This window comes from Mesorhizobium qingshengii, assembly GCF_900103325.1.
Taxonomy (GTDB): Bacteria; Pseudomonadota; Alphaproteobacteria; order Rhizobiales; family Rhizobiaceae; genus Mesorhizobium; species Mesorhizobium qingshengii.
Genome location: NZ_FMXM01000003.1, coordinates 135,396 through 155,336, shown reverse-complemented (window position 1 = coordinate 155,336; position 19,941 = coordinate 135,396). Strand labels below are relative to the sequence as shown.

Here is a 19,941-nt window from a genome sequence, read left to right as displayed (position 1 = left end):
TTGAAGCGCGTCGCGTGAATCCGTTTCAACGCGGCGCGCTTTATCGTTGCGCCAAAGCAGCCCTCCCTCGGCAAGGGGCAGATCGGGTCCCCATCGCGGCCATCGCGTGTTGGCCCAGCGCTCGCCGCTTTATCGGCCGGCCCGTATCGGCTAAGGGCGGAGAGCAAAAAGCCTCGCCTGTCCGGATCCGCCAAAAGAATGATCGCCAAGACCAAGCCAAAGCCGCTGTTCCTCGGGATCGACACCGGTGGCACCTACACTGATGCCGTCCTGTGGTCCGAGACGGAAGGCCCGCAGCAGGGGCCGAACAAGGGCAAGGTGCTGGCCAAGGCCAAGGCGCTGACCACGCGGCATGACCTCGCCGTTGGTATTGCCGGCGCCGTCGACGCGGTGCTGCGGAAGGCCGGCACCGATCCGGCCGCCATCAAGCTGGTCTCGATGTCGACGACGCTTGCCACCAACGCGCTGGTCGAGGGCCAGGGCGGCCGCGTCGCGCTGGTGATGATCGGTTTTTCCGAGGCCGACCTCGCCCGCGACGGGCTGAGGGCCGCTCTCGGCACCGACCCGGTGGTGTTCTGCCCCGGCGGCCACGATGTGCACGGCAATGCCGCCAGGCTCGACCTGTCCGGACTGGAGGCCGCCTTGCCGGAACTCGGCGCCTCGGTGTCCGGTTTTGCCGTCTGCGCCTATTTCGCCACCCGCAACCCGGCGCACGAGATTGCCGCCCGCGACCTGATCCGCGAAAGGACGGGCCTGCCGGTCACCGCCAGCCACGAGCTGTCGGCCAAGCTCGGCGGTCCGCGCCGGGCGCTGACGACGTTGCTCAACGCCAGGCTGATCTCGATGATCGACCGGCTGGTGGCGGCGACCGAAGGCTTTTTGGAAGCACGCAAGATCATGGCGCCCCTGATGGTGGTGCGCGGCGACGGCGCGCTGGTTTCGGCCGCCTTCGCCCGCCAGCGGCCGATCGAGACGATCCTGTCCGGTCCGGCCGCCAGCCTGGTCGGCGCCCACCACATGACCGGGCTCGACAATGCCATCGTCTCCGACATCGGCGGCACCACCACCGACGTCGCCGTGCTCGACAACGGCCGCCCGCGGCTTGATCCGGAAGGCGCCACCGTCGGCGGCTTTCGCACCATGGTCGAGGCGGTCGCCATGCGCACTTACGGCCTCGGCGGTGATTCCGAAGTGGCGCTGGAGGATGGCGCACTCAACCCGAAGATCCTGCTGGGGCCGCGCCGCCTGGTGCCGCTGGCGCTGGCCGGCATGGCGCATGGCGCCGCGGTCACAGCGGAACTCGAACGGCAACTGCGGGCACCCAATCCCGGCCGCATGGATGGCCGCTTCGCGGTGCGCACCGGCGTGCCGGACCGGCTCGCCGCCGGGCTGACCGGCGCTGAAGCCAGGCTCTACGAGGCGATCGGGGCGGTGCCGCTCGCCATCGACAAGCTTTTGACCTCGAACGCGCAGAACGCCACGCTCAACCGGCTTGTGTCGCGCGGACTGGTGCATGTCGCCGGCTTCACCCCGTCGGACGCCGCTCATGTGCTGGGCAAGCAGGCGAACTGGGATCCGGTCGCGGCTCGGCTCGGCGCCGAGCTGTTCGCGCGCAAGCGGGACGGCCGTGGCCAGCCTATCGCCGCCTCGCCCGAAGCAATCTCGGAGCGCGTGCTGGTGACGCTGACGCGCTGGTCGGCCGAATATATCCTCGAAACCGCCTTTGCCGAGGATGGGCTCGATGGCGCGGCGACGGTGGCGCACGCGCTGGTGCAGCGTGCCGTCGACGCGCATCCCGGCATCGCCCGCCTCAGCGTCGCGCTCGACCGCCCGGTCATCGGCCTTGGCGCCTCGGCGCCGCTGCATTATGCCGGCCTGCCACCGTTGGTCGGCAATGACTGCGTGGTGCCGGAAGATACCGATGTCGCCAATGCGCTCGGCGCCGTCGTCGGTCAGGTGCGGGTGTCGGCCGAGGCGCGGGTCAGCCAGCCCAAGGAAGGGCTGTTCCGTCTTGCCTCGGGTGAAACCGTGCGCGATTTCCTCGACGAAGCCACGGCGATCGCGGCGGCCGAGGCCGATGTCCGCGCCATCGTCGCCCAGCGGGCCAGGGATGCCGGCACCGACAGCGCCGAGATCGACGTCACCACCGAATTCCGCGTTTCGACCGTCGAAGCCCAGCGCATGTTCATCGAGGCGCATGTCGTGGCGGTGGCCTCGGGAAGGCCGCGCATTGCGGTGTAGCGTCTTCTCCGCGCCGGGAAGAAGGACGCTCTCATGGCCGGTTTTGCCAACCTTGCCTAAATGTTCCCTTCACCTTAAGCCGAATTGACCCTGCACCCCTGACATGCCAAAGGCCCGCGAAGCCTTTCGTCTGGAGAAGCCTTATGACCGATCGCATCGAGATCGCTGGATTGCGGATTGCCCGCGAGCTGCATGATTTTGTGGCTGACGAGGCGTTGCCCGGCACCGGCGTCGCGGCGGACGCGTTCTGGAGCGGCTTCTCAGTCATCGTCCATGACCTCGCCCCGAAAAACCGGGCGCTGCTGGCAAAGCGCGACGCCATGCAGGAGAAGCTCGACGGCTGGTATCGCGACCATGGCGCGCCCGTCGACATGGAGGCCTACAAAGGTTTCCTGAAAGAGATCGGCTATCTCGTCCCCGAAGGGCCGGCCTTCAGCGTGTCGACCGACAATGTCGACCCGGAAATCGCCGTGGTCGCCGGGCCACAGCTGGTCGTGCCGGTGATGAATGCCCGCTACGCCCTCAACGCCGCCAATGCGCGCTGGGGTTCGCTCTACGACGCGCTCTATGGCACGGACGCCATTCCCGAGACGGATGGCGCCGAAAAGGGCAAGAACTTCAATCCGGCGCGTGGCGCCAGGGTCGTGGCTTGGACGAAGACACTTCTTGACGAGGCCGCCCCCCTCACCCTGGGCAAATGGCCCGGCGTCAACGGCCTTTCGGTGGCCAATGGCGCCCTGCGGCTGAGCGCCGGTGCGGGCTCCACGACATTGGCCGACCCCAGACAATTCGTCGGCTATCGCGGCGACGCCGCCAATCCCGACGCCGTGCTGCTCGTGAAAAATGGGCTGCACATCGAGATATCGATCGACCGCAACAACCAGATCGGCCGCACCGATCCGGCCGGGATCGCCGACGTCATCCTGGAATCGGCGCTGACCACCATCCAGGACTGTGAGGATTCGGTCGCGGCGGTGGATGCGCAGGACAAGGTCGTCGTTTACCGCAACTGGCTCGGCCTGATGAAGGGCGACCTGGCCGAGGAGATCAGCAAAGGCGGCCGCACGTTCACCCGCAAGCTCAACCCCGACCGGTCCTACACCGCGCCCGCCGGCGGCACGCTGACGGTGCCCGGCCGCTCGCTGATGCTGGTCAGGAACGTCGGCCACCTGATGACCAACCCGGCGATAACAGACCGCGACGGCAACGAGGTTCCGGAAGGCATCATGGATGCGGCGATGACGGCGCTGATCGCGCTGCACGATGTCGGGTCCAATGGCCGCCGCGCCAATTCCCGCGCCGGCTCGATGTATGTCGTGAAGCCCAAGATGCACGGGCCGGAGGAAGTCGCCTTCGCCGTCGAGATCTTCGATCGTGTCGAAGCGCTGCTCGGCATGGCCAGGAACACCATCAAGATGGGTATCATGGACGAGGAGCGGCGCACCACGATCAACCTCAAGGAGGCGATCCGCGCGGCAAAAGAGCGCGTGGTGTTCATCAACACCGGCTTCCTCGACCGTACCGGCGATGAGATCCACACCTCGATGGAAGCCGGCCCGATGATCCGCAAGGGCGACATGAAGCAGGCCGCCTGGATCTCCGCCTACGAGGCCTGGAATGTCGACACCGGGCTGGAATGCGGGCTGGCCGGTCACGCCCAGATCGGCAAGGGCATGTGGGCGATGCCCGATTTGATGGCGGCGATGCTGGTCGAGAAGATCGCCCATCCCAAGGCCGGCGCCAACACCGCCTGGGTTCCGTCGCCGACGGCGGCGACGTTGCACGCCACGCACTACCACAAGGTCGACGTCCACGCCGTGCAGGCAGCGCTGAAGAACCGGCCCAAGGCCAGGCTCGACGATATCTTGTCGGTGCCGGTCGCGGTGCGGCCGAATTGGAGCGAGGCCGACATCCAGAAGGAACTCGACAACAACGCGCAAGGCATTCTCGGCTATGTCGTGCGCTGGATCGACCAGGGCGTCGGCTGCTCGAAAGTGCCGGACATCAACGATGTCGGTCTGATGGAAGACCGCGCCACGCTGCGCATCTCCTCGCAGCACATCGCCAACTGGCTGCATCATGGCGTGTGCAGCGCCGACCAGGTGATGGCCACGATGAAGCGCATGGCCGCGATCGTCGACCGCCAGAACGAAGGCGATCCGCTCTATCGGCCGATGGCGGCCGATTTCGACAAGTCGATCGCCTTCCTCGCCGCCTGCGACCTGGTCTTCAAGGGCCGCGTCCAGCCCAACGGCTACACCGAGCCGGTGCTGCATGCGCGGAGGCTGGAGTTGAAGGCGAAAGCAACGGCCTGATCCGAAGGTCCGGAAAGTACCGTGGGGATGCCAAGGGCCGACGTCGCTTATTTATTCAACAAAGTGACTGTTTTGGCACGGGCTTTTCTAACCGTTAGGCTATATTAGTTTCAACAGTGGCGATGGCGGTTCGGATCGAGGGGGGGCAACAATGCGTCTTATTTCAGGGATATTTTTTGCTACGGCCATGAGCGTAAGCGGCGCCTATGCCGCAGACATGGTCGAGCCAGTGGCCGCCATGGATCTTCCGTATTCCTGGACGGGTTTTTATGTCGGCGCAAACGCTGGCGGCGCATTCGGCAAGATCGACGGTGACTTTATTGGTATTCCCGGATCAGCTGACATCAGGAATTTCACCGGCGGCGCTTTGGTTGGCGCCAACTATCAATACGGTCAGTGGGTTCTTGGCGTTGAAGGCGATATCAATTATCTAGGATTCAAGAAAGAATTCTCGCCTGGCCTGGGCGGCGGCGAGCTCGGTGCCGAAGCGAGGCTGGATGCTTTCGGAACCATTCGTGGCCGTGTGGGCTACGCTTTTGATCGTTGGCTTCCATATGTCACAGCCGGCGTTGCAATGGGCGACGTAAAGATTGATGAGCATGTCTTCAGCGCTGCCGAGAGCAAGTTCCAGACAGGATATGCGGTTGGCGGCGGCATTGAGTATGCCTTCAATAGCAATTGGACCGCGCGCGCTGAATATCTCTACGTTGACCTTGGAAAGAAAGATTTTGGGTTCGCGCCGGGCACGCCTTATGACGTGAAGACGAACTTCAGCATCGTTCGCGCGGCCGTTGCCTATAAGTTCTGACCCTCCGCAAAGCTACGCCAGCCCTTGATATCGGCGAGGCCAGCCAGGTGGCGCGCTGAGGCATGCAGTGAAACGCCATCAAGCCGCCTGCGCCACCCGCTCCGAACTCATGCGGTAGGAGATCGCTTCGGCGAGATGGATGCGGCCTACGGTTTCGCTGGCGTCGAGATCGGCGAGCGTCCTCGCCACTTTCAGCACGCGGTGATAGGCCCGCGCCGAAAAGGCGAGTTTTTCGCTGGCGTCCTTGAGCAGCGACAGGCCGGCGGCGTCGGGCATGGCGATCTCCTCGATGACCGCCGGCGCGCAATGCGCGTTGGTGGTGGCGCTGATGACGCCGCGCCGCTCGAACCGCTCGCGCTGGATGGTGCGGGCGCGCGCCACGCGCAGCGCCACATCGGCACTTTTCTCCGCCCGGTCGGGCCGGATCAGGTCGCTGGCCGAGACTGCCGGCACCTCGATCCTGAGATCGATGCGGTCGAGCAGCGGCCCTGAGATACGCGCCTGGTAGTCGGTGCGGCAGCGCTCACCGCGCAGGCAGCGATAGCCCGGCTCGCCGGCCATGCCGCAGCGGCAGGGGTTCATCGCCGCCACCAGCTGGATGCGCGCCGGATAGGTTACGCGATGGTTGGCGCGCGCGATCATGCAGTCGCCGGTCTCCAGCGGCTGGCGCAGCGCATCGAGCGTCTGCGGCGTGAATTCCGGGAATTCGTCGAGGAACAGCACGCCGTGATGGGCGAGCGACACTTCGCCCGGCCGTGCCCGCATGCCGCCGCCGACCATAGCCGCCATCGAGGCCGAATGGTGCGGGGCGCGGAACGGCCGCCGGTCGGTCAGCTTGCCCTCGCCGAGCTCGCCCGCCACCGAGGCGATCATCGAGACTTCCAGCAGCTCCTTCGGCGCCAGCGGCGGCAGGATGGACGGCAGGCGCTGCGCCAGCATCGATTTTCCCGAGCCGGGCGGCCCGACCATCAGCAGATTATGGCCACCGGCAGCCGCCACTTCCAGCGCCCGCTTGGCGGTCTCCTGGCCCTTGATGTCGGCAAGGTCCGGCAGGTCGCGCGCCGAGGCGTGGATGCCGGCCTCCGGCCGCGACAGCACCTGCGTGCCGCGAAAATGATTGGCGATGGCGATCAGGCTGCGCGGCGCCAGAATATCGAAATCAGCACCCGCCCAGGCCGCTTCCGGCCCGCAGGCGAACGGACAGATCAGGCCCTTGCCCTCGGCGTTGGCGCCGATCGCCGCTGGCAAGGCGCCGGCGACGGCGGCGATCGTGCCGTCGAGCGACAACTCGCCAAGCACGACATAGCCGGCCAGCATGTCGCCCGGAATGGCGCCCAGCGCCGCCATCAGGCCAAGCGCGATCGGCAAATCGTAGTGGCTGCCCTCCTTCGGCAGGTCGGCCGGCGCCAGATTGACCGTGACCTTCTTGGACGGCATCGACAGGCCGGATGCATGCAGAGCCGCCTGCACCCGCTCGCGGCTTTCGGCCACCGCCTTGTCGGCCAGGCCGACAATATGCATGTTGACCTTGCCGGGTGCGATCATCACCTGGACGTCGACCGGCACGGCCTCGATACCCTGGAAAGCGACCGTACGAACCCGCGCCACCATTTTCCCCACCCTGGAGATGGGCTTGCCCCAGCCCGTGCGATCAGGGCCCAGATAGCCCTTGGCGAGACAATCACAGTTTCCCGGTCAAAGCAAGAACATTACGGGAACGCATAATCGCTTGGGTTGCAGCCGGATTGTGCGCGGTTGCAGAAGCGGAACATGGTTAAGACAAAATGAAAACGGCTTACTTCCGCTTGTCCTCGATCGCGTCCCAGAACAGGCTGGCGATGTCGGCGCCGCCGAAGCGCCTGACCTCGCGCACGCCGGTCGGCGACGTCACGTTGATCTCGGTCATGTAGTCGCCGATGACATCGATGCCGACGAGGATGAAGCCGCGCTCCTTCAGCGAGGGTCCGATGCGGGCGCAGATCTCGCGCTCGCGCTCCGTCAGCTCGGTCTTTTCGGCGCGGCCGCCGACATGCATGTTGGAGCGGGAGTCATGCTCGGCCGGCACCCGGTTGATGGCGCCGACCGGCTCGCCGTCTATCAGGATGATGCGCTTGTCGCCCTTGCGCACCTCCTTCAGGTAACGCTGCACGATATAGGGTTCGCGGAACATCTGGCCGAACATCTCGAGCAGCGAGGCGAGGTTGCGGTCGGCCTCGTGCAGATGGAAGATGCCGGCGCCGCCATTGCCGTAAAGCGGCTTGATGATGATGTCGCCGAACTCCTTGCGGAAGGCGGCGACTTCCTGGCTGTCCTTGGTGATCAGCGTCTCAGGCATCAGGTCGGAAAACTCGGTGACGAAGATCTTTTCCGGGCTGTTGCGCACCCAGGCCGGGTCGTTGACCACCAACGTCCCGGGATGGATGCGCTCGAGGATGTGCGTGGTGGTGATGTAGTTCATGTCGAAGGGCGGATCCTGGCGCAGCAGGACGACGTCCATTTCCGCGAGATCGGTGCGCACCGGCTCGCCCAGCGAATAGTGATCGCCCTTCTCGTCGCGCAGCTGCATCTCCTCGATGCGGGCAAACACCTTGCCGTCGCGCAGCGACAGCCGGTCGGGCGTGTAGTGAAACAACCGGTGGCCGCGCCGCTGCGCCTCCAGCGACAGCGCGAACGAGGTGTCGCCGGCGATCGACACGGTGGAGATATGGTCCATCTGGACGGCGATTTTCAGCTTCATGGCAGGTCTCCGGCGCATCGGATGGGCGACTGTCTTGCCTGTACAGCCTCGCCGCGCGTCTGCCAATCGCGACATTTTGAAGATTGGCATCAGGCAACCGCAAGCCCGGCCGCTACCGGCCGGTTGGAGACAAGGCAAGGCTGCGCGTCATCGTTTTCTTAAGCCTTGCCGTGCAAGGGTAAGCGCCGAATTGACCCGGCCCGCCGCTGCCGCACCGGTTCTCGATGGAACAACGACCATGAACGCCGTCACCGCCATCCGCGCCGCCTCGGCCAAACAGCTCGAACTCACCATCCTCATGCCGTGCCTCAACGAGGCCGAGACGCTGGCCGTCTGCATCGGCAAGGCGAAGGCTTTTCTCGGCAAGGCCGGCATCTCCGGCGAGGTCTTGATCGCCGACAATGGCAGCACCGACGGCTCGCAGGACATCGCCGCGGCGATCGGCGCCCGCGTCGTGCCTGTGGCCGAAAGGGGTTATGGCGCCGCCTTGCTCGGTGGCATCGCCGCCGCCAAGGGCCGCTTCATCATCATGGGCGATGCCGACGACAGCTATGATTTCGGCGCGCTGGAAGCCTTCGTTGCGCGCCTGCGTGACGGCGCCGACCTGGTCATGGGCAATCGCTTCCAAGGCGGCATCGAGCCCGGTGCCATGCCGCCGCTGCACCGCTATCTCGGCAATCCGGTGCTGAGCTTCGTCGGCCGGCTGTTCTTCCGCATCAAGACCGGTGATTTCCACTGCGGCCTGCGCGGCTTCAACACCGAGAGCGTCAGGAAGCTCGATTTGCAGACGACCGGCATGGAATTCGCCAGCGAAATGGTGGTGCGCGGCGCGCTGGCCGGCCTGCGTATCGAGGAAGTGCCGACCAAGCTCAAGCCCGACGGCCGCAGCCGGCCCCCGCATCTCAGGACCTGGCGCGACGGCTGGCGGCACCTGAAGTTCCTGCTGGTCTACAATCCGCGCTGGATGTTCTTCATACCGGGCACGGTGCTCGGCGGCCTTGGCATGCTGTTTGCGGCACTGCTGGTGTTCGGGCCGCTACGCGTGATCGACAATCTGTCGCTCGACCTCAACACCTTCGTCGCCGCCTGTTTCATGGTCGTTACGGGCGTCCAACTCATCACTTTTGGCGCCATTTCGCGTTACTATGCCGAGATAACCGGGATTCTGCCGCCAAGCCGACGTTCCGACTGGCTGACCAGAACCATCAGCACCGATTGTCTCGCCACCAATGCCGGCATCTGTTTCGCCGGCGGCGTGCTGTTCTTCTCCTATGCCGTGGCGCGCTGGGCGCATCTCGGCTTCGGTCCGCTGAACGATTCCGAAATCCCGCGTATCGTCGTGCTCGGCCTCAGCCTGATCGTCATTTCATTCCAGGCATTCTTCTCGGCGTTCCTGCTGGGGGTTCTGGAGATACCGGTAAAACGGCTGAAAGCAGGCCAGGCCAACCGATCGGGCGAATCCGTCGCGCCTGCTGAAAAATGAGCGGGCTTGCGCGAAAATTCGCCTCGGTGCGGCTTATCCGGTTCGCCATGGTCGGCATTGGCGCGGCGCTGCTGTTCTTCGGATTGTCGTGGGCCTTGGTTTCGGCCGGCTTGCCGCCGTTTGTCGGGAGCGTCATCGCCTATGTGCTGGCGTTCGTAGTGGCGTATTCGGCACAGCGCGGCTGGACGTTCGAGGGACAGCACGACCACGCCCATGCGTTGCCACGCTATCTCGTCACCCAGCTAGGCTGCGCAGCATTCGCAGGCCTGTCCGCCCATGTCGCGGTGTCGATATTTTCCGCGTCGCCGCTGGTCATGTCAGCCATCACCACGGTCGCCGCAAGCGCGGCGAGCTATGTGCTTTCATTGGTCTGGGTGTTTCGCGACGATCAAAGAGCCGCTTGAAGGCGTTCGGCAGCGGCCCGCCGGTTACCGAAGCGATGCGACGAAGTGCAGACTCCTGTCGAACAGGAGGTTCGCCGGAAAGGGATATAGCGCCAGGTTTTCGCGCCAGGTCTGGGTCTTGAGCCCGACCTGACCGAACATCGCTTCCCATTCCTGTCTGGACAGGTAGTTATAGGGCAGCCTCACATCGTGGCCCTTGTTTCCCACCCAGTCCATGAACCTGAGTGTGCCGTGGGCGAAGGGCCCGTCCCGCAGATGGTCTTTGATGACAACGCCCTTGCGGGCGACCCTTGCGGCTTCGGCGATAAGATGGCCGGGATGGTCCGTGTGGTGGAGAACGTCGACTATGGTCACCCAGTCGAAGGACCCGGAAGCGGCCGGAATCGTAGCGCCGTCGAAGATCTCCACCGGGATGGCCGTACGCGGACGGAGAAAAACATCGATCCCGCGAAACGTCAGCCCGGGTTTCCTGTCCATCACAGCCTTGGCAAGCGAGCCATCGCCGCAGCCGAGATCGAGAACGGTGCCCTCGGCGCCCAGCATGGCGCCGATATGTTCGGAGAGGACGCGGATGCGGCGTTGAAACACTGCACGGCTGTGGGCCGCGTTCAGGATCTTTTTTTCGATCGCCATAACATTCATGCCAAGGATCCAGGACCGAATTGCCTGTTCATCGGCAATTCCGGGAACATATCCATGAATGACAAACAAAGCGTTTCGCGACATGGACTGCCTTTCGCAAGGCCGGCTTAAGGTTTGCGCAGTGAGTTGGCGCTAGGTTTCCTTTCGCGAAAGGGAGCAACCAAAGGCCGTCCCGTGACCCCTGTCGATGCCACAATGTCCGTCAAGGCCACGCCACGCCCGTCATGGCGTAACGATCTCGCGCTGGCACTGATCGCCGCGCTGGTGTTGGTTGCCGTCAGCGCCTGCAACGGATTCCGTGAATTGACCAATGCCGGCGGCGACAATGACAGTCTGCTACGTCTGGTCGAGGTTCGCGACATGCTGGCCGGACAGGGCTGGTTCGACCTGCATCAGTACAGGATGGGGCTTGAAGGCGGCTTCGTCATGCACTGGTCGAGGCTGGTCGACGCGCCACTCGCCGCCATCATCCTCATGGCTTCGGCCCTGACCGGCAGCATGGCCATGGCCGAGGCCATCGCGCAGATACTGTGGCCGGCGCTGCTGTTCTGTGCGGCCGTGTTCTTCACCGCCCGCGCCGCGCGCGGTTTCGCCGGCGCGGGCGCCGTGTTGCCGGCTGTCGTCGTGGGCGCCGCGGCGCTGTATTTCATCGGCATCTTTTCGCCGGGCGCGCTCGATCATCACAATGTCCAGCTGACGCTGACCATGGCCAGCCTGGGTTTGCTGCTCGAGGCACCCGTGCGGCGGTGGGCGGCACTGTTTTCGGGCCTGTGCGCGGCGCTGACGCTGGCTGTCGGCATGGAAACCGTGCCCTATGTCGCCGCCATCGGCGCCTGCACGGCGATGTTGTTTGTCGTCGACCCGAGCGGCGAACGCCGGATCGCGATGGATTTTGGCCTCGGCTTTGCCGGCGTTTCGGCGCTGGTGTTCGTCACCACCATCCCGCCGTCGGCCTGGGGCCAGGCGCAATGCGATGCCTTCTCGACCATGCAGTTCGTCGTCGCGGCGCTTGCTGGAACTGGCCTTGCCACCATCGTTTCGGTCGATGCGGCCAGCCGCACGCGCCGGCGACGGCTGATCTTCCTCGGCCTGCTTGCCATGGTGCTGGGCGCTGTGGTGGTGTCACTGTTCCCGCAATGCCTGGCAGCCCCATATGCGAACCTCGATCCGCGCCTCAGGGGATTATGGCTCGATTACATCGACGAGGCGCAGTCGCTGTACAAACTGGTCCTCTACGATCCGGTCCGGGTGGTGGCGCGTTTTGCCACGCCGCTGCTGGCGGTCGCCCTGATGGTGCTTCGCTTCAGCCGGGGCGGCTGGCGGCGGCAGGACAGTCTTGTCGGCGGGCTGCTGGTTGTGGCGGTCCTGGTCAGCGCCTGGGAAGTGCGCGGCTCGACTTTCTCCATCGCCTTCGCGGTGATCCCGCTTTCCGCCTGGATCGCCAAATGGCGGCAGCAGGCCGAAACCAGACCGACACGCGGCGCGCTGCTCAGGATGGTCGCGGCCTGGCTGATCTCGGTGAACGCAATCTGGTCGGCCGCCGCCGAGGCGACATCGAGCGTGTTCGAACCCCGTGTGGTCGTCAAGGACGCCAGTGTCGATGGGTCCTGCCAAGGCAAGGCCTCGTTCACGGCACTCAGCCAGATGCCGGACACCACCGTGCTCGCCATTTCCAATCTTGGCTCGCCCATCCTGGCCTATTCCGGACATCGCGTGTTCGCCGGGCTATCTCATCGCGACATCGCGGGTAACCTGCTTGCGCTCGATGCTTTCCTCGGATCGGACGCCGATGCCAGGTCGGCGGTCGAAAGCCACCATGTCGGCCTTGTCGCTGTATGCCGTGGCAATCCAGAAAGCCAGCTTCTCGCCGCCACGGCGCCGGACGGCTTTCTGGCCGGGCTGATGCGCGGCAACGTGCCGGAATGGCTGGAGCCGGTCGCGGACACCAAGGGCGCCCCGCTCGAACTCTATCGTGTCAGGCCCAACGGCTGAAGAATTGCCTGAAAACAAAGGTTTGACGCGTGCCGCGTCGACCTTCCCGAAGGTGATGCACTTTACCCGCGAATAATCGATTTGGGGATACGTTTCCTAAAGGGTTTGCTGACAATCTGGACCTAAATCCGACGTCACAAACAGGGACACCGATGCAAACAACGTTTGGCACCGGTCAGGCAAACAGGGACAGCACGGATCTGGCATTCACCGATCCGTTGACCGGGCTTGGCAACCATCGCCGCTTCTTCGACAAGGTCGATCGCCTGATCAGCGATCGTGCCGACGACCCGGCGCCGTTCACCGTCGGGATTCTCGACCTTGACGGTTTCAAACCGATCAACGACCTGTTCGGCCACAAGGCCGGTGACGATATCCTGATCCAGGTCGCCATGCGGCTGCGCGCCTCGATGGACAGCCACTCCACGGTCTGCCGCATCGGCGCCGACGAATTCGCCTTTCTCTATCCGATGGTGTTCAGCGAGGAAGCGGCGGCTGAAAAATCCCGCATGCTGATCGAGATCCTGTCGGCGCCCTACGATGTCGGCGAACGCACCGCGAGGCTCTCGGCCTCGGTCGGCTGCTCGCTGTTCTATTCCGGAGACGAGACCACCGAAATCCTCGTCAACAAGGCCGAGACGGCGCTCTACCACGCCAAGCGTTCCGGGCGTGGCCGGGTCGTCGTCTACACCCGCGAGATGGAAGAAGCCGCCAAGCGCGTCACCCGCATCGAACAGGCGCTGCGCCGCGCCGTCTCCGCCGGTGAGGTGGAGCCGCATTTCCAGCCCATCGTCGACCTCAACACGCGCCGCACCATCGGCTTCGAGACGCTGGCGCGCTGGACCGATCGCGACCTCGGCTCGGTGCCGCCGACGGTCTTCATTCCCATCGCCGAGGAGCGCGGCATCATCGGCCCGCTGTCGCAGCTGGTGCTGCGCAAGGCGACCGAGGCGGCGAGAAGCTGGCCGAAGGACCTGTTCCTGTCCTTCAACCTGTCGCCTTCGCAACTCGTCGACCAGAACACCGGCCTGCATATACTGGCGATCCTCGAGCGCACCGGCTTCGATCCGCGCCGGCTGGAAATCGAGATCACCGAGACCGGCCTGATGAACGACCCTGCCTCGGCCGAGAAGATCGTCGAGGATCTGCGCCGCGTCGGCATCCGCGTTTCGCTCGACGACTTCGGCACCGGCCAGTCCTCGCTTGGCCGCTTGCGCGAATTCCATTTCGACAAGCTCAAGATCGATCGCGCCTTCGTCTCCTCCATCCTCGATGACCGTCCCTCGGAACACATCATTCGCGCCATTCTCGCCATGTGCGAGGGGCTCGGCATGGATGTCGTGGCCGAAGGCATCGAGCAGGAGGCGCAGGCCGACCGCCTCGTCCAGTTCGGATGTGCCGGCGGGCAGGGCTATCTGTTCGGCAAGCCGGTCGATGCCGACGCCACGCTCGGCTATCTCCGCGATACCTTTCGCGGCGCCTTGCGCGCCAAGGCGATCTGACCGCCGACATCGGCATCGCCAGCAATCCAGCTGACTGCGCTGCGCACGTCCGGTGCGGCGCATTGTCGTTTTGTCTGACATAAGCCCGCAGATCCGGCTTTTCGCCCTTGCCCGCACGACGTGTCTGGCTAGGATGCGCGCCGGTCCGACTACAGCGCCACGCGTCCTTCAGGACGCGCAAAGGAGGCTGGAGCATTTTGAATTTGCGCATGATCCCTTCCCGAAGATCGGTCCGATTTTCGGGGCATGCGCCGGGAGAGAACAGATCATGATGCCATCGGCGCATTTTGCCGACCTCAAGGAAGCCTCGGTGCTGATCACCGGCGGTGGCTCCGGAATTGGCGCGGCACTGACCGAGGGTTTTGTGCGCCAGGGCGCCAATGTCGCCTTCATCGACATCGCCGATGGCCCAAGCACGGCCCTTGCCGACCGCATCGAAAAAGAGTTCGGTCGCCGGCCGCTCTATCTCAAGACCGACCTGCGCGACGTCGCGGCCCTGCGTGCGTCGGCGGCGAGGGCGGCTGAGGCGCATGGCGATGTCACCGTGCTGATCAACAATGCCGCGTGGGACGAGCGCCACGCCGTCGAAGACGTGACGGTCGAATTCTGGGACAACAACCAGGCGATCAATCTGCGGCCGCATTTCTTCACCGCGCAAGCGGTGGCGCCGGGCATGAAGCGGGCCGGCGGCGGCTCGATCATCAACTTCACCTCGACATCCTACCTCATCAACCATCCCGACATGCCGGCCTACACCGCCGCCAAGGCCGGCATCCTCGGCCTGACCAAGGGGCTGGCCGGCAAGCTCGGCGTGGATGGCATTCGCGTCAACGCCATCGCGCCCGGCTGGGTGATCACCGAGCGGCAGAAAGAGCTCTGGGTGACCGAACAGGCGCTTGCCGCCCATGTCGCCAAGCAATGCATCAAGCAGGTGATGCAGCCGGACGACATCGTCGGCACGGTGCTGTTCCTGGCCTCGGACGCTTCGCGCATGCTGACCGCGCAGATGCTGATCGTCGATGGAGGTTTTCTGTGAGCCCAGCCAGCAACGCGCCGGCGGTGGCCGCCGTCGACTGGGGCACGACCCGCATGCGGGTCTGGCTGGTCGACAAGGACGGTAAGGTTCTTGCCGAACGCCGTGGCGACGATGGGCTGATCACCGCGCAGCAGAAAGGCTTTTCGACCATTCTCGAAGGACACCTGGTGGCGATGGGGGCACCCGATGCGCTGCCCGTCATTATCTGCGGCATGGCCGGCTCCCGCCAGGGCTGGCTGGAGGCGCCTTATGTCAGCGTGCCTTCACCGATCGGTGCCATCCTCGGTGGCGCTGCCCTTGTGCCCGGCCAGAGCCGCGACATCCGCATCGTGCCGGGCCTCGCCCAGCGTCTGGCCGATGCCCCCGACGTCATGCGCGGCGAGGAAACGCAGCTTGCCGGCGCCGGCCTGCCGGCCAAGGGTCGCCAGCTGGTCTGCATGCCCGGCACCCATTCGAAATGGGTGCTGGTCGAGGACGGCGCCGTTGCCGGCTTCGGCACTTGGCCGACCGGCGAGTTGTTCTCAGTGCTGGCCGCGCATTCCATCCTCAAGCATTCGCTAGGCGAGCATCCCGCTCCCGTCGCTGCGGGCAGCCCATTCTTCCGGCAATGGTGCGAACGCGCGCTCGGCGAGGGCGGCGACGTCACGTCGAAGCTGTTTGCCATCCGTGCGGCCGGGCTGCTGCAGGACCTGAAGTCGCAGGATGCGGCGGCCTGCCTGTCCGGGCTTTTGATTGGTGGCGAGATCGCCTCGGCGAAGCGCCGCTATGGCGCTGGCGATGCACCGGTCGTGCTGATCGCTTCAGGCGCACTCGCTTCGCTCTATTCGGCTGCACTCGACCTTGCAGGGCTTGCCGTCCGCGCCGTCGACGCGGATGAAGCGGTGCGCGCCGGCCTCATCGAAGCCGCGCGCGAAAACGGCATGATCGCCAGAACCGGAGTTGCCCGATGAGCCAGACCGCAGCCTTTCCCAAGCTCAAGCGCGGACTGGTCGCCATCCTGCGCGGCCTCAAGCCGACCGAAGCGGTCGCGATTGGCCAGGCGCTGTTCGACGCCGGCATCGAGGCGATCGAAGTGCCGTTGAATTCGCCCGAGCCTTTTGTCTCGATCGCGAGCATTGTCGAGGCGCTTCCAAAGACGGCGTTGGTCGGCGCCGGCACGGTGCTGACCGCAGCCGATGTCAATGGCTTGCACAAGGCCGGCGGGCGGCTCCTGGTCAGCCCCAACATCGATGCAGAAGTGATGGCGCGCGCGATGCATCACGGCATGGTCACGATGCCCGGCGTGTTCACGCCCACCGAGGCCTTCCAAGCGATCCGGCTCGGCGCCTCGGCGCTGAAATTCTTCCCGGCCAGCGTGCTTGGCGCGGCAGGCATTTCCGCGATCCGGGCGGTGCTGCCGGCGCAGACATTGGTCGGCGCTGTCGGCGGCGTTTCGGAAAAGGACTTTGCCGGCTACAAGGCGGTGGGCGTGACGGTCTTCGGCCTCGGCTCCAGCCTGTTCAAGCCGGGCATGAGCGTCGACGAGGTGGCCGCGCGGGCCCGAGCGGCGGTGACAGCCTGGGATGCGGTGTTCGGAGAAGCATGATGAGCGAAGCGATCGTTTCCGTTCTTTCCGACCACGTCTGCCAGCTCGGCGAAGGGCCGAGCTACGATCCCGCCACCGATACGCTCTATTGGTTCGACATCGTCAACGGACAGCTTCTCGAAAAAGCCGGGGCGGGCGGTGCGCTGAAAATCCACGAGCTTGGCCAGATGGCGAGCGCCATCGCCATCATCGACGAGCAACGCCAGCTGATCGCCACCGAGACCGGCCTCCATGTCCGCGATGTCGTCACCGGCAGGCTGACGCTGCACACGCCGATCGAGGCCGACAATCCGCTCACCCGTTCCAACGATTCCCGCGTCCATCCCTGCGGTGCCCTGTGGACCGGCACGATGGGCAAGAAAGAGGAAAAGGGCGCCGGTTCCATCTACTGGTTTTTCAAGGGCGAGCTGCGCCGCCTGTTTTCGGACATCACCGTCTCGAATTCGATCTGTTTTTCGCAGGATGGCGCGCTCGCTTACTACACCGACACCTCGACCGGGCTGTTGATGCGCGTCGCCTGCGATCCGGCGACCGGCCTGCCTGCCGGCGAACCGAATGTGTTCGTCGATCACCGCTCGTCGAAGGGCTATGTCGACGGATCGGTCGTCGACCGCGACGGCGTGCTGTGGAATGCCGTCTGGGGCGGCAAGGTGGTCAAGGCCTACGCCCCCGACGGCACGTTGCTGCGCTCGGTCGCCATGCCGGTGACGCAGCCATCCTGTCCGGCCTTCGTCGGCAAGAACGCCGATCGGCTGGCGGTCACTTCCGCCTGGTCGGGCAAGGACGAGAAGCAGCGCCAGCTCGATCCGCAGGCGGGCATGACCTTCCTGCTCGACATCCCCGTCAACGGCCGCTTCGAGCCACGGGTGCTGATCGCCTGAGCGGGCGATCGGCGCCCTCGGTTTCCGCTGCTGTCACGCAGGCGTCTGGCCTGGGTCGGTTTCGCGAAAGCCGTTTGCGTCGGCCATGCGATGGTAGGTGATCGTAGCGCCGGGAATCGTTCGTTTCATGTCGAGCCGCAAGCCAAAACTGATCCTTGTCCATGAGCCGGAGAGGGCCTGCTTCGACCGTCTGGTCGCCGACGGTCATGTGCCGGAGCGTGCCGCCGAGATCGCCTCCTACCTGGCGCAGTCGACCGACCTTGCGCTCGAGTTCGACGCGCTTGCCGCCGCTTGCCTGGCGCGCGGCCTGTCTTTCACGCCCGTCGCGCTCGACGATGCCGCAGCGGCGCTCGCCAGCGAGAATTCCAGCACCACAATGGTCTGGACGCTGACCGACGGCGTCGCCTATTTCCGTGGCGGTGCCGCACCGGCTCTGGCGAGACTGGGCGGCTTCAAGACGATCGGCGCCGACGATGCGCTGTTCGCCCTCTGCCAGGACAAGTTCCGCTCCGGCGCCGTGCTTGGCGCGCTCGGCCTGCCGGTGCCGCAAGCCGGTTTGGCGCGAAACGGAGAATGGCTGGTCGAGCCGCCGTCGTCGCCCGCCGGCTGGTTCGTCAAGCCTAACCGGCTAGGCGCCAAGATCGGCATCTGGCCGGATTCGCGCACCAGTGATCTCGGCCACGCACTGGAGCTCAGCCGGCGTGTCTTCGCCGCCTATCGCGACGATGTCGTCGTTCAGCCCTATGTCGCCGGCCGCAATGTGCGCGCGAGTTTTCTTGGGCTGACACCGGGAGTCGGCGTCGAAGCGCTTGGCATCGCCTTTGTCGATTCCGGCGGCGATTTCCAGACCATGGCGGACAGCCTCGCGCTCTATGGTGAAACCGGCGAAGCGGCGAAGGCGGCGGGACATTATGCCGAACCGGAACTCGTGGCGGTCGCCGACGGCCAGCCAATCGCCGACGCCAGGATTCGTGCGATCGCCGAGCGGCTGATGAGTGGGCTCGGCTTGCGTGACGTGTTCTCCATCGATCTCAGGGTCGAGGCCGACAACACCGTCCACCTCATCGAGTTCGAGGTCTGCCCCGGCCTGCCTTGCTTCGATTTCCGAGCTTATTGCCGCCAGCAATGGGGCCTGAGCCTTGCCGACGCCCTGGCTGAAACCGCCGCCAACCGGCTCTTCTCCTAGAGCATTTCACCGTTTCACGGAAACGGCAAACCGCTCTAACTCTTTGTTTTGACACAATTCCGGACGGAAAACCGTTTCACACTTTTCCTGGAATTGCTCTAGACGCCCTCGACCAGCACGATCTCGCCGTCGGCGACCTTCTGGCGGATGGCGACGGCGCGCTGATACTCCGGCGAGTGATAGCAGTCGTGTGCCGCGGCGAGCGACGGAAACTCGATGATGACGTTGCGGGCGCGGCCAGGCCCCTCGGCCTTTTCATGCGCGCCGCCGCGCGCCAGGAATTTCACATCGAAGCGGTCGAAGGCGAGCTTCGCGGCGGCGACATAGTCCTTGTAGCCTTCGGCGTCGCGCACATCGACGCGGGCGATCCAGTATCCCTTGGGCATGCTTTTTCTCCGAGTTTGTTCCTGGGAAATCAGGCCGAGCGCATTTCATCGAGGATGGCTTCGGCCGCTTCGCGTCTGTTGGCGGCAGCGACGATCGGTCGGCCGACGACGAGGTGGCTGGATCCGTTCCGGATCGCTTGTGCCGGCGTCACCACGCGCTTCTGATCGCCATGGTCGCTGCCTGCGGGCCGTATGCCCGGCGTCACCACCGCCATGTCGGGCCCGGCGATCCGGCGCACCGCTTCCGCTTCTTCGGCCGAGCAGACGATGCCGCCCATGCCGGCGTGCAGCGCCTGTTCCGAGCGCCGCAGCACCAGCGTATGCGGGTCGTATTCATAGCCCGCGTCGATCACGTCCTGCTCGTCCATCGACGTCAGCACGCTGACGGCAAGCAGGCAAAGGTCGCTGCCTCGCGCTGCTTCCACCGCCGCCCGCATGGCCTTCGGGTAGGCGTGTATGGTCAGCATGGACATGCCCATCTTGACGATGTTCTCGACGCCCTTGGCCACCGTGTGGTCGATGTCGAGCAGCTTCATGTCGAGGAAGACTTTTGTCCCGCCGCTGGCCAGCTCCCTGGCGAAGTCCAACCCGCCGGCAAAGGCCAGCTGATAACCGATCTTGTAGAAGGAGACGACGCCGTCGAGCTCGCGCACCGCCTTCTCGGCGTCCTTCACGGTCGGCACGTCGAGGCCGACGATCAATCTTTCCTGCATGGATTTGGCCTGTATGGATTGGACCCGCAT

General features: G+C 65.0%; 17 protein-coding genes. 12 read left to right on the top strand and 5 right to left on the bottom strand.

What is annotated here, in order from left to right; genetic code table 11:
* The first annotated feature begins 198 nt into the window (after positions 1-198).
* From BLS48_RS04390 to BLS48_RS04380, 3 genes are all read left to right on the top strand, one after another.
* A complete protein-coding gene (locus BLS48_RS04390) occupies positions 199-2,241 on the top strand; it encodes a hydantoinase/oxoprolinase family protein (protein ID WP_091575797.1) in 2,043 nt (680 codons plus the stop codon).
* Between the two features lie 143 nt (positions 2,242-2,384).
* On the top strand, positions 2,385-4,556 hold the full coding sequence (locus tag BLS48_RS04385) for a malate synthase G (RefSeq protein ID WP_091575796.1): 2,172 nt from the start codon (positions 2,385-2,387) through the stop codon (positions 4,554-4,556).
* Between the two features lie 151 nt (positions 4,557-4,707).
* Positions 4,708-5,364 carry an outer membrane protein gene (locus BLS48_RS04380; RefSeq protein WP_091575795.1) on the top strand — a complete coding sequence of 219 codons (657 nt, stop codon included), beginning with the start codon at positions 4,708-4,710 and terminating at the stop codon, positions 5,362-5,364.
* A 78-nt stretch (positions 5,365-5,442) separates the two neighbouring features.
* Here BLS48_RS04380 and BLS48_RS04375 read toward each other — a convergent pair whose 3' ends face one another.
* Together BLS48_RS04375 and gshB are read right to left on the bottom strand one after the other, a co-directional pair.
* Positions 5,443-6,975, bottom strand: coding sequence for a YifB family Mg chelatase-like AAA ATPase (locus tag BLS48_RS04375; RefSeq protein ID WP_091575794.1), 1,533 nt, complete (start codon positions 6,973-6,975; stop codon positions 5,443-5,445).
* Positions 6,976-7,159: 184 nt separating this feature from the next.
* A complete protein-coding gene (gene gshB / locus BLS48_RS04370) occupies positions 7,160-8,101 on the bottom strand; it encodes a glutathione synthase (RefSeq protein ID WP_091575793.1) in 942 nt (313 codons plus the stop codon).
* 238 nt (positions 8,102-8,339) lie between these two features.
* Between gshB and BLS48_RS04365 the strand changes: the two genes are divergently transcribed.
* Both BLS48_RS04365 and BLS48_RS04360 read left to right on the top strand, forming a co-directional pair.
* The gene (locus BLS48_RS04365) at positions 8,340-9,584 is read left to right on the top strand and encodes a glycosyltransferase family 2 protein (protein WP_091575792.1); all 1,245 of its coding nucleotides are present in this window, start codon (positions 8,340-8,342) and stop codon (positions 9,582-9,584) included.
* Positions 9,581-9,988 (top strand): GtrA family protein, encoded by a 408-nt coding sequence (locus BLS48_RS04360; protein WP_091575791.1) that lies wholly within the window; start codon positions 9,581-9,583, stop codon positions 9,986-9,988. Before BLS48_RS04365 ends, BLS48_RS04360 begins: the two co-directional genes overlap by 4 nt.
* 24 nt (positions 9,989-10,012) lie before the next feature.
* On the opposite strand, the gene BLS48_RS04355 is transcribed toward BLS48_RS04360, so the two are convergent.
* Positions 10,013-10,621 carry a class I SAM-dependent methyltransferase gene (locus BLS48_RS04355; RefSeq protein ID WP_167364942.1) on the bottom strand — a complete coding sequence of 203 codons (609 nt, stop codon included), beginning with the start codon at positions 10,619-10,621 and terminating at the stop codon, positions 10,013-10,015.
* A gap of 204 nt (positions 10,622-10,825) precedes the next feature.
* Here BLS48_RS04355 and BLS48_RS04350 point away from each other — a divergent pair, with 204 nt between their 5' ends.
* The 7 genes from BLS48_RS04350 to BLS48_RS04320 all read left to right on the top strand — a co-directional run bounded on the left by BLS48_RS04350 (position 10,826) and on the right by BLS48_RS04320 (position 18,812).
* Positions 10,826-12,622, top strand: coding sequence for a GtrA family protein (locus BLS48_RS04350; RefSeq protein WP_244529511.1), 1,797 nt, complete (start codon positions 10,826-10,828; stop codon positions 12,620-12,622).
* A gap of 152 nt (positions 12,623-12,774) precedes the next feature.
* Complete coding sequence (locus BLS48_RS04345; RefSeq protein WP_091575788.1) at positions 12,775-14,124, top strand: putative bifunctional diguanylate cyclase/phosphodiesterase; 1,350 nt, start codon at positions 12,775-12,777, stop codon at positions 14,122-14,124.
* Positions 14,125-14,392: 268 nt separating this feature from the next.
* Entirely contained in the window at positions 14,393-15,160 is a 768-nt protein-coding gene (locus BLS48_RS04340; RefSeq protein WP_091576199.1) for an SDR family NAD(P)-dependent oxidoreductase, read from the top strand.
* Positions 15,157-16,110, top strand: coding sequence for a 2-dehydro-3-deoxygalactonokinase (locus tag BLS48_RS04335; protein ID WP_091575787.1), 954 nt, complete (start codon positions 15,157-15,159; stop codon positions 16,108-16,110). Before BLS48_RS04340 ends, BLS48_RS04335 begins: the two co-directional genes overlap by 4 nt.
* Positions 16,107-16,745: a 2-dehydro-3-deoxy-6-phosphogalactonate aldolase gene (locus tag BLS48_RS04330; protein ID WP_091575786.1), complete on the top strand. Its 639-nt coding sequence runs from the start codon at positions 16,107-16,109 to the stop codon at positions 16,743-16,745. The genes BLS48_RS04335 and BLS48_RS04330 overlap by 4 nt, the downstream gene beginning before the upstream one ends.
* Entirely contained in the window at positions 16,745-17,626 is an 882-nt protein-coding gene (locus BLS48_RS04325; protein ID WP_091575785.1) for an SMP-30/gluconolactonase/LRE family protein, read from the top strand. Before BLS48_RS04330 ends, BLS48_RS04325 begins: the two co-directional genes overlap by 1 nt.
* A 127-nt stretch (positions 17,627-17,753) precedes the next feature.
* Positions 17,754-18,812: a D-alanine--D-alanine ligase family protein gene (locus BLS48_RS04320; protein ID WP_091575784.1), complete on the top strand. Its 1,059-nt coding sequence runs from the start codon at positions 17,754-17,756 to the stop codon at positions 18,810-18,812.
* A gap of 98 nt (positions 18,813-18,910) precedes the next feature.
* Here BLS48_RS04320 and BLS48_RS04315 read toward each other — a convergent pair whose 3' ends face one another.
* Entirely contained in the window at positions 18,911-19,198 is a 288-nt protein-coding gene (locus tag BLS48_RS04315; protein WP_091575783.1) for a DUF1330 domain-containing protein, read from the bottom strand.
* Positions 19,199-19,227: 29 nt separating this feature from the next.
* On the bottom strand, positions 19,228-19,941 hold the full coding sequence (pyrF, locus tag BLS48_RS04310) for an orotidine-5'-phosphate decarboxylase (protein ID WP_167364966.1): 714 nt from the start codon (positions 19,939-19,941) through the stop codon (positions 19,228-19,230).

Coding starts and splice junctions, on each gene's coding strand:
- BLS48_RS04315 (WP_091575783.1), bottom strand. CDS start 19,198: ATGCCCAAGGGATACTGGATCGCCCGCGTCGATGTGCGCGACGCCGAA.
- BLS48_RS04390 (WP_091575797.1), top strand. CDS start 199: ATGATCGCCAAGACCAAGCCAAAGCCGCTGTTCCTCGGGATCGACACC.
- BLS48_RS04360 (WP_091575791.1), top strand. CDS start 9,581: ATGAGCGGGCTTGCGCGAAAATTCGCCTCGGTGCGGCTTATCCGGTTC.
- BLS48_RS04350 (WP_244529511.1), top strand. CDS start 10,826: ATGTCCGTCAAGGCCACGCCACGCCCGTCATGGCGTAACGATCTCGCG.
- BLS48_RS04380 (WP_091575795.1), top strand. CDS start 4,708: ATGCGTCTTATTTCAGGGATATTTTTTGCTACGGCCATGAGCGTAAGC.
- BLS48_RS04330 (WP_091575786.1), top strand. CDS start 16,107: ATGAGCCAGACCGCAGCCTTTCCCAAGCTCAAGCGCGGACTGGTCGCC.
- BLS48_RS04375 (WP_091575794.1), bottom strand. CDS start 6,975: ATGGTGGCGCGGGTTCGTACGGTCGCTTTCCAGGGTATCGAGGCCGTG.
- BLS48_RS04340 (WP_091576199.1), top strand. CDS start 14,393: ATGATGCCATCGGCGCATTTTGCCGACCTCAAGGAAGCCTCGGTGCTG.
- BLS48_RS04355 (WP_167364942.1), bottom strand. CDS start 10,621: ATGGCGATCGAAAAAAAGATCCTGAACGCGGCCCACAGCCGTGCAGTG.
- BLS48_RS04365 (WP_091575792.1), top strand. CDS start 8,340: ATGAACGCCGTCACCGCCATCCGCGCCGCCTCGGCCAAACAGCTCGAA.
- BLS48_RS04325 (WP_091575785.1), top strand. CDS start 16,745: ATGAGCGAAGCGATCGTTTCCGTTCTTTCCGACCACGTCTGCCAGCTC.
- gshB (WP_091575793.1), bottom strand. CDS start 8,101: ATGAAGCTGAAAATCGCCGTCCAGATGGACCATATCTCCACCGTGTCG.
- BLS48_RS04345 (WP_091575788.1), top strand. CDS start 12,775: ATGCAAACAACGTTTGGCACCGGTCAGGCAAACAGGGACAGCACGGAT.
- BLS48_RS04320 (WP_091575784.1), top strand. CDS start 17,754: ATGTCGAGCCGCAAGCCAAAACTGATCCTTGTCCATGAGCCGGAGAGG.
- BLS48_RS04385 (WP_091575796.1), top strand. CDS start 2,385: ATGACCGATCGCATCGAGATCGCTGGATTGCGGATTGCCCGCGAGCTG.
- pyrF (WP_167364966.1), bottom strand. CDS start 19,941: ATGCGGGTCCAATCCATACAGGCCAAATCCATGCAGGAAAGATTGATC.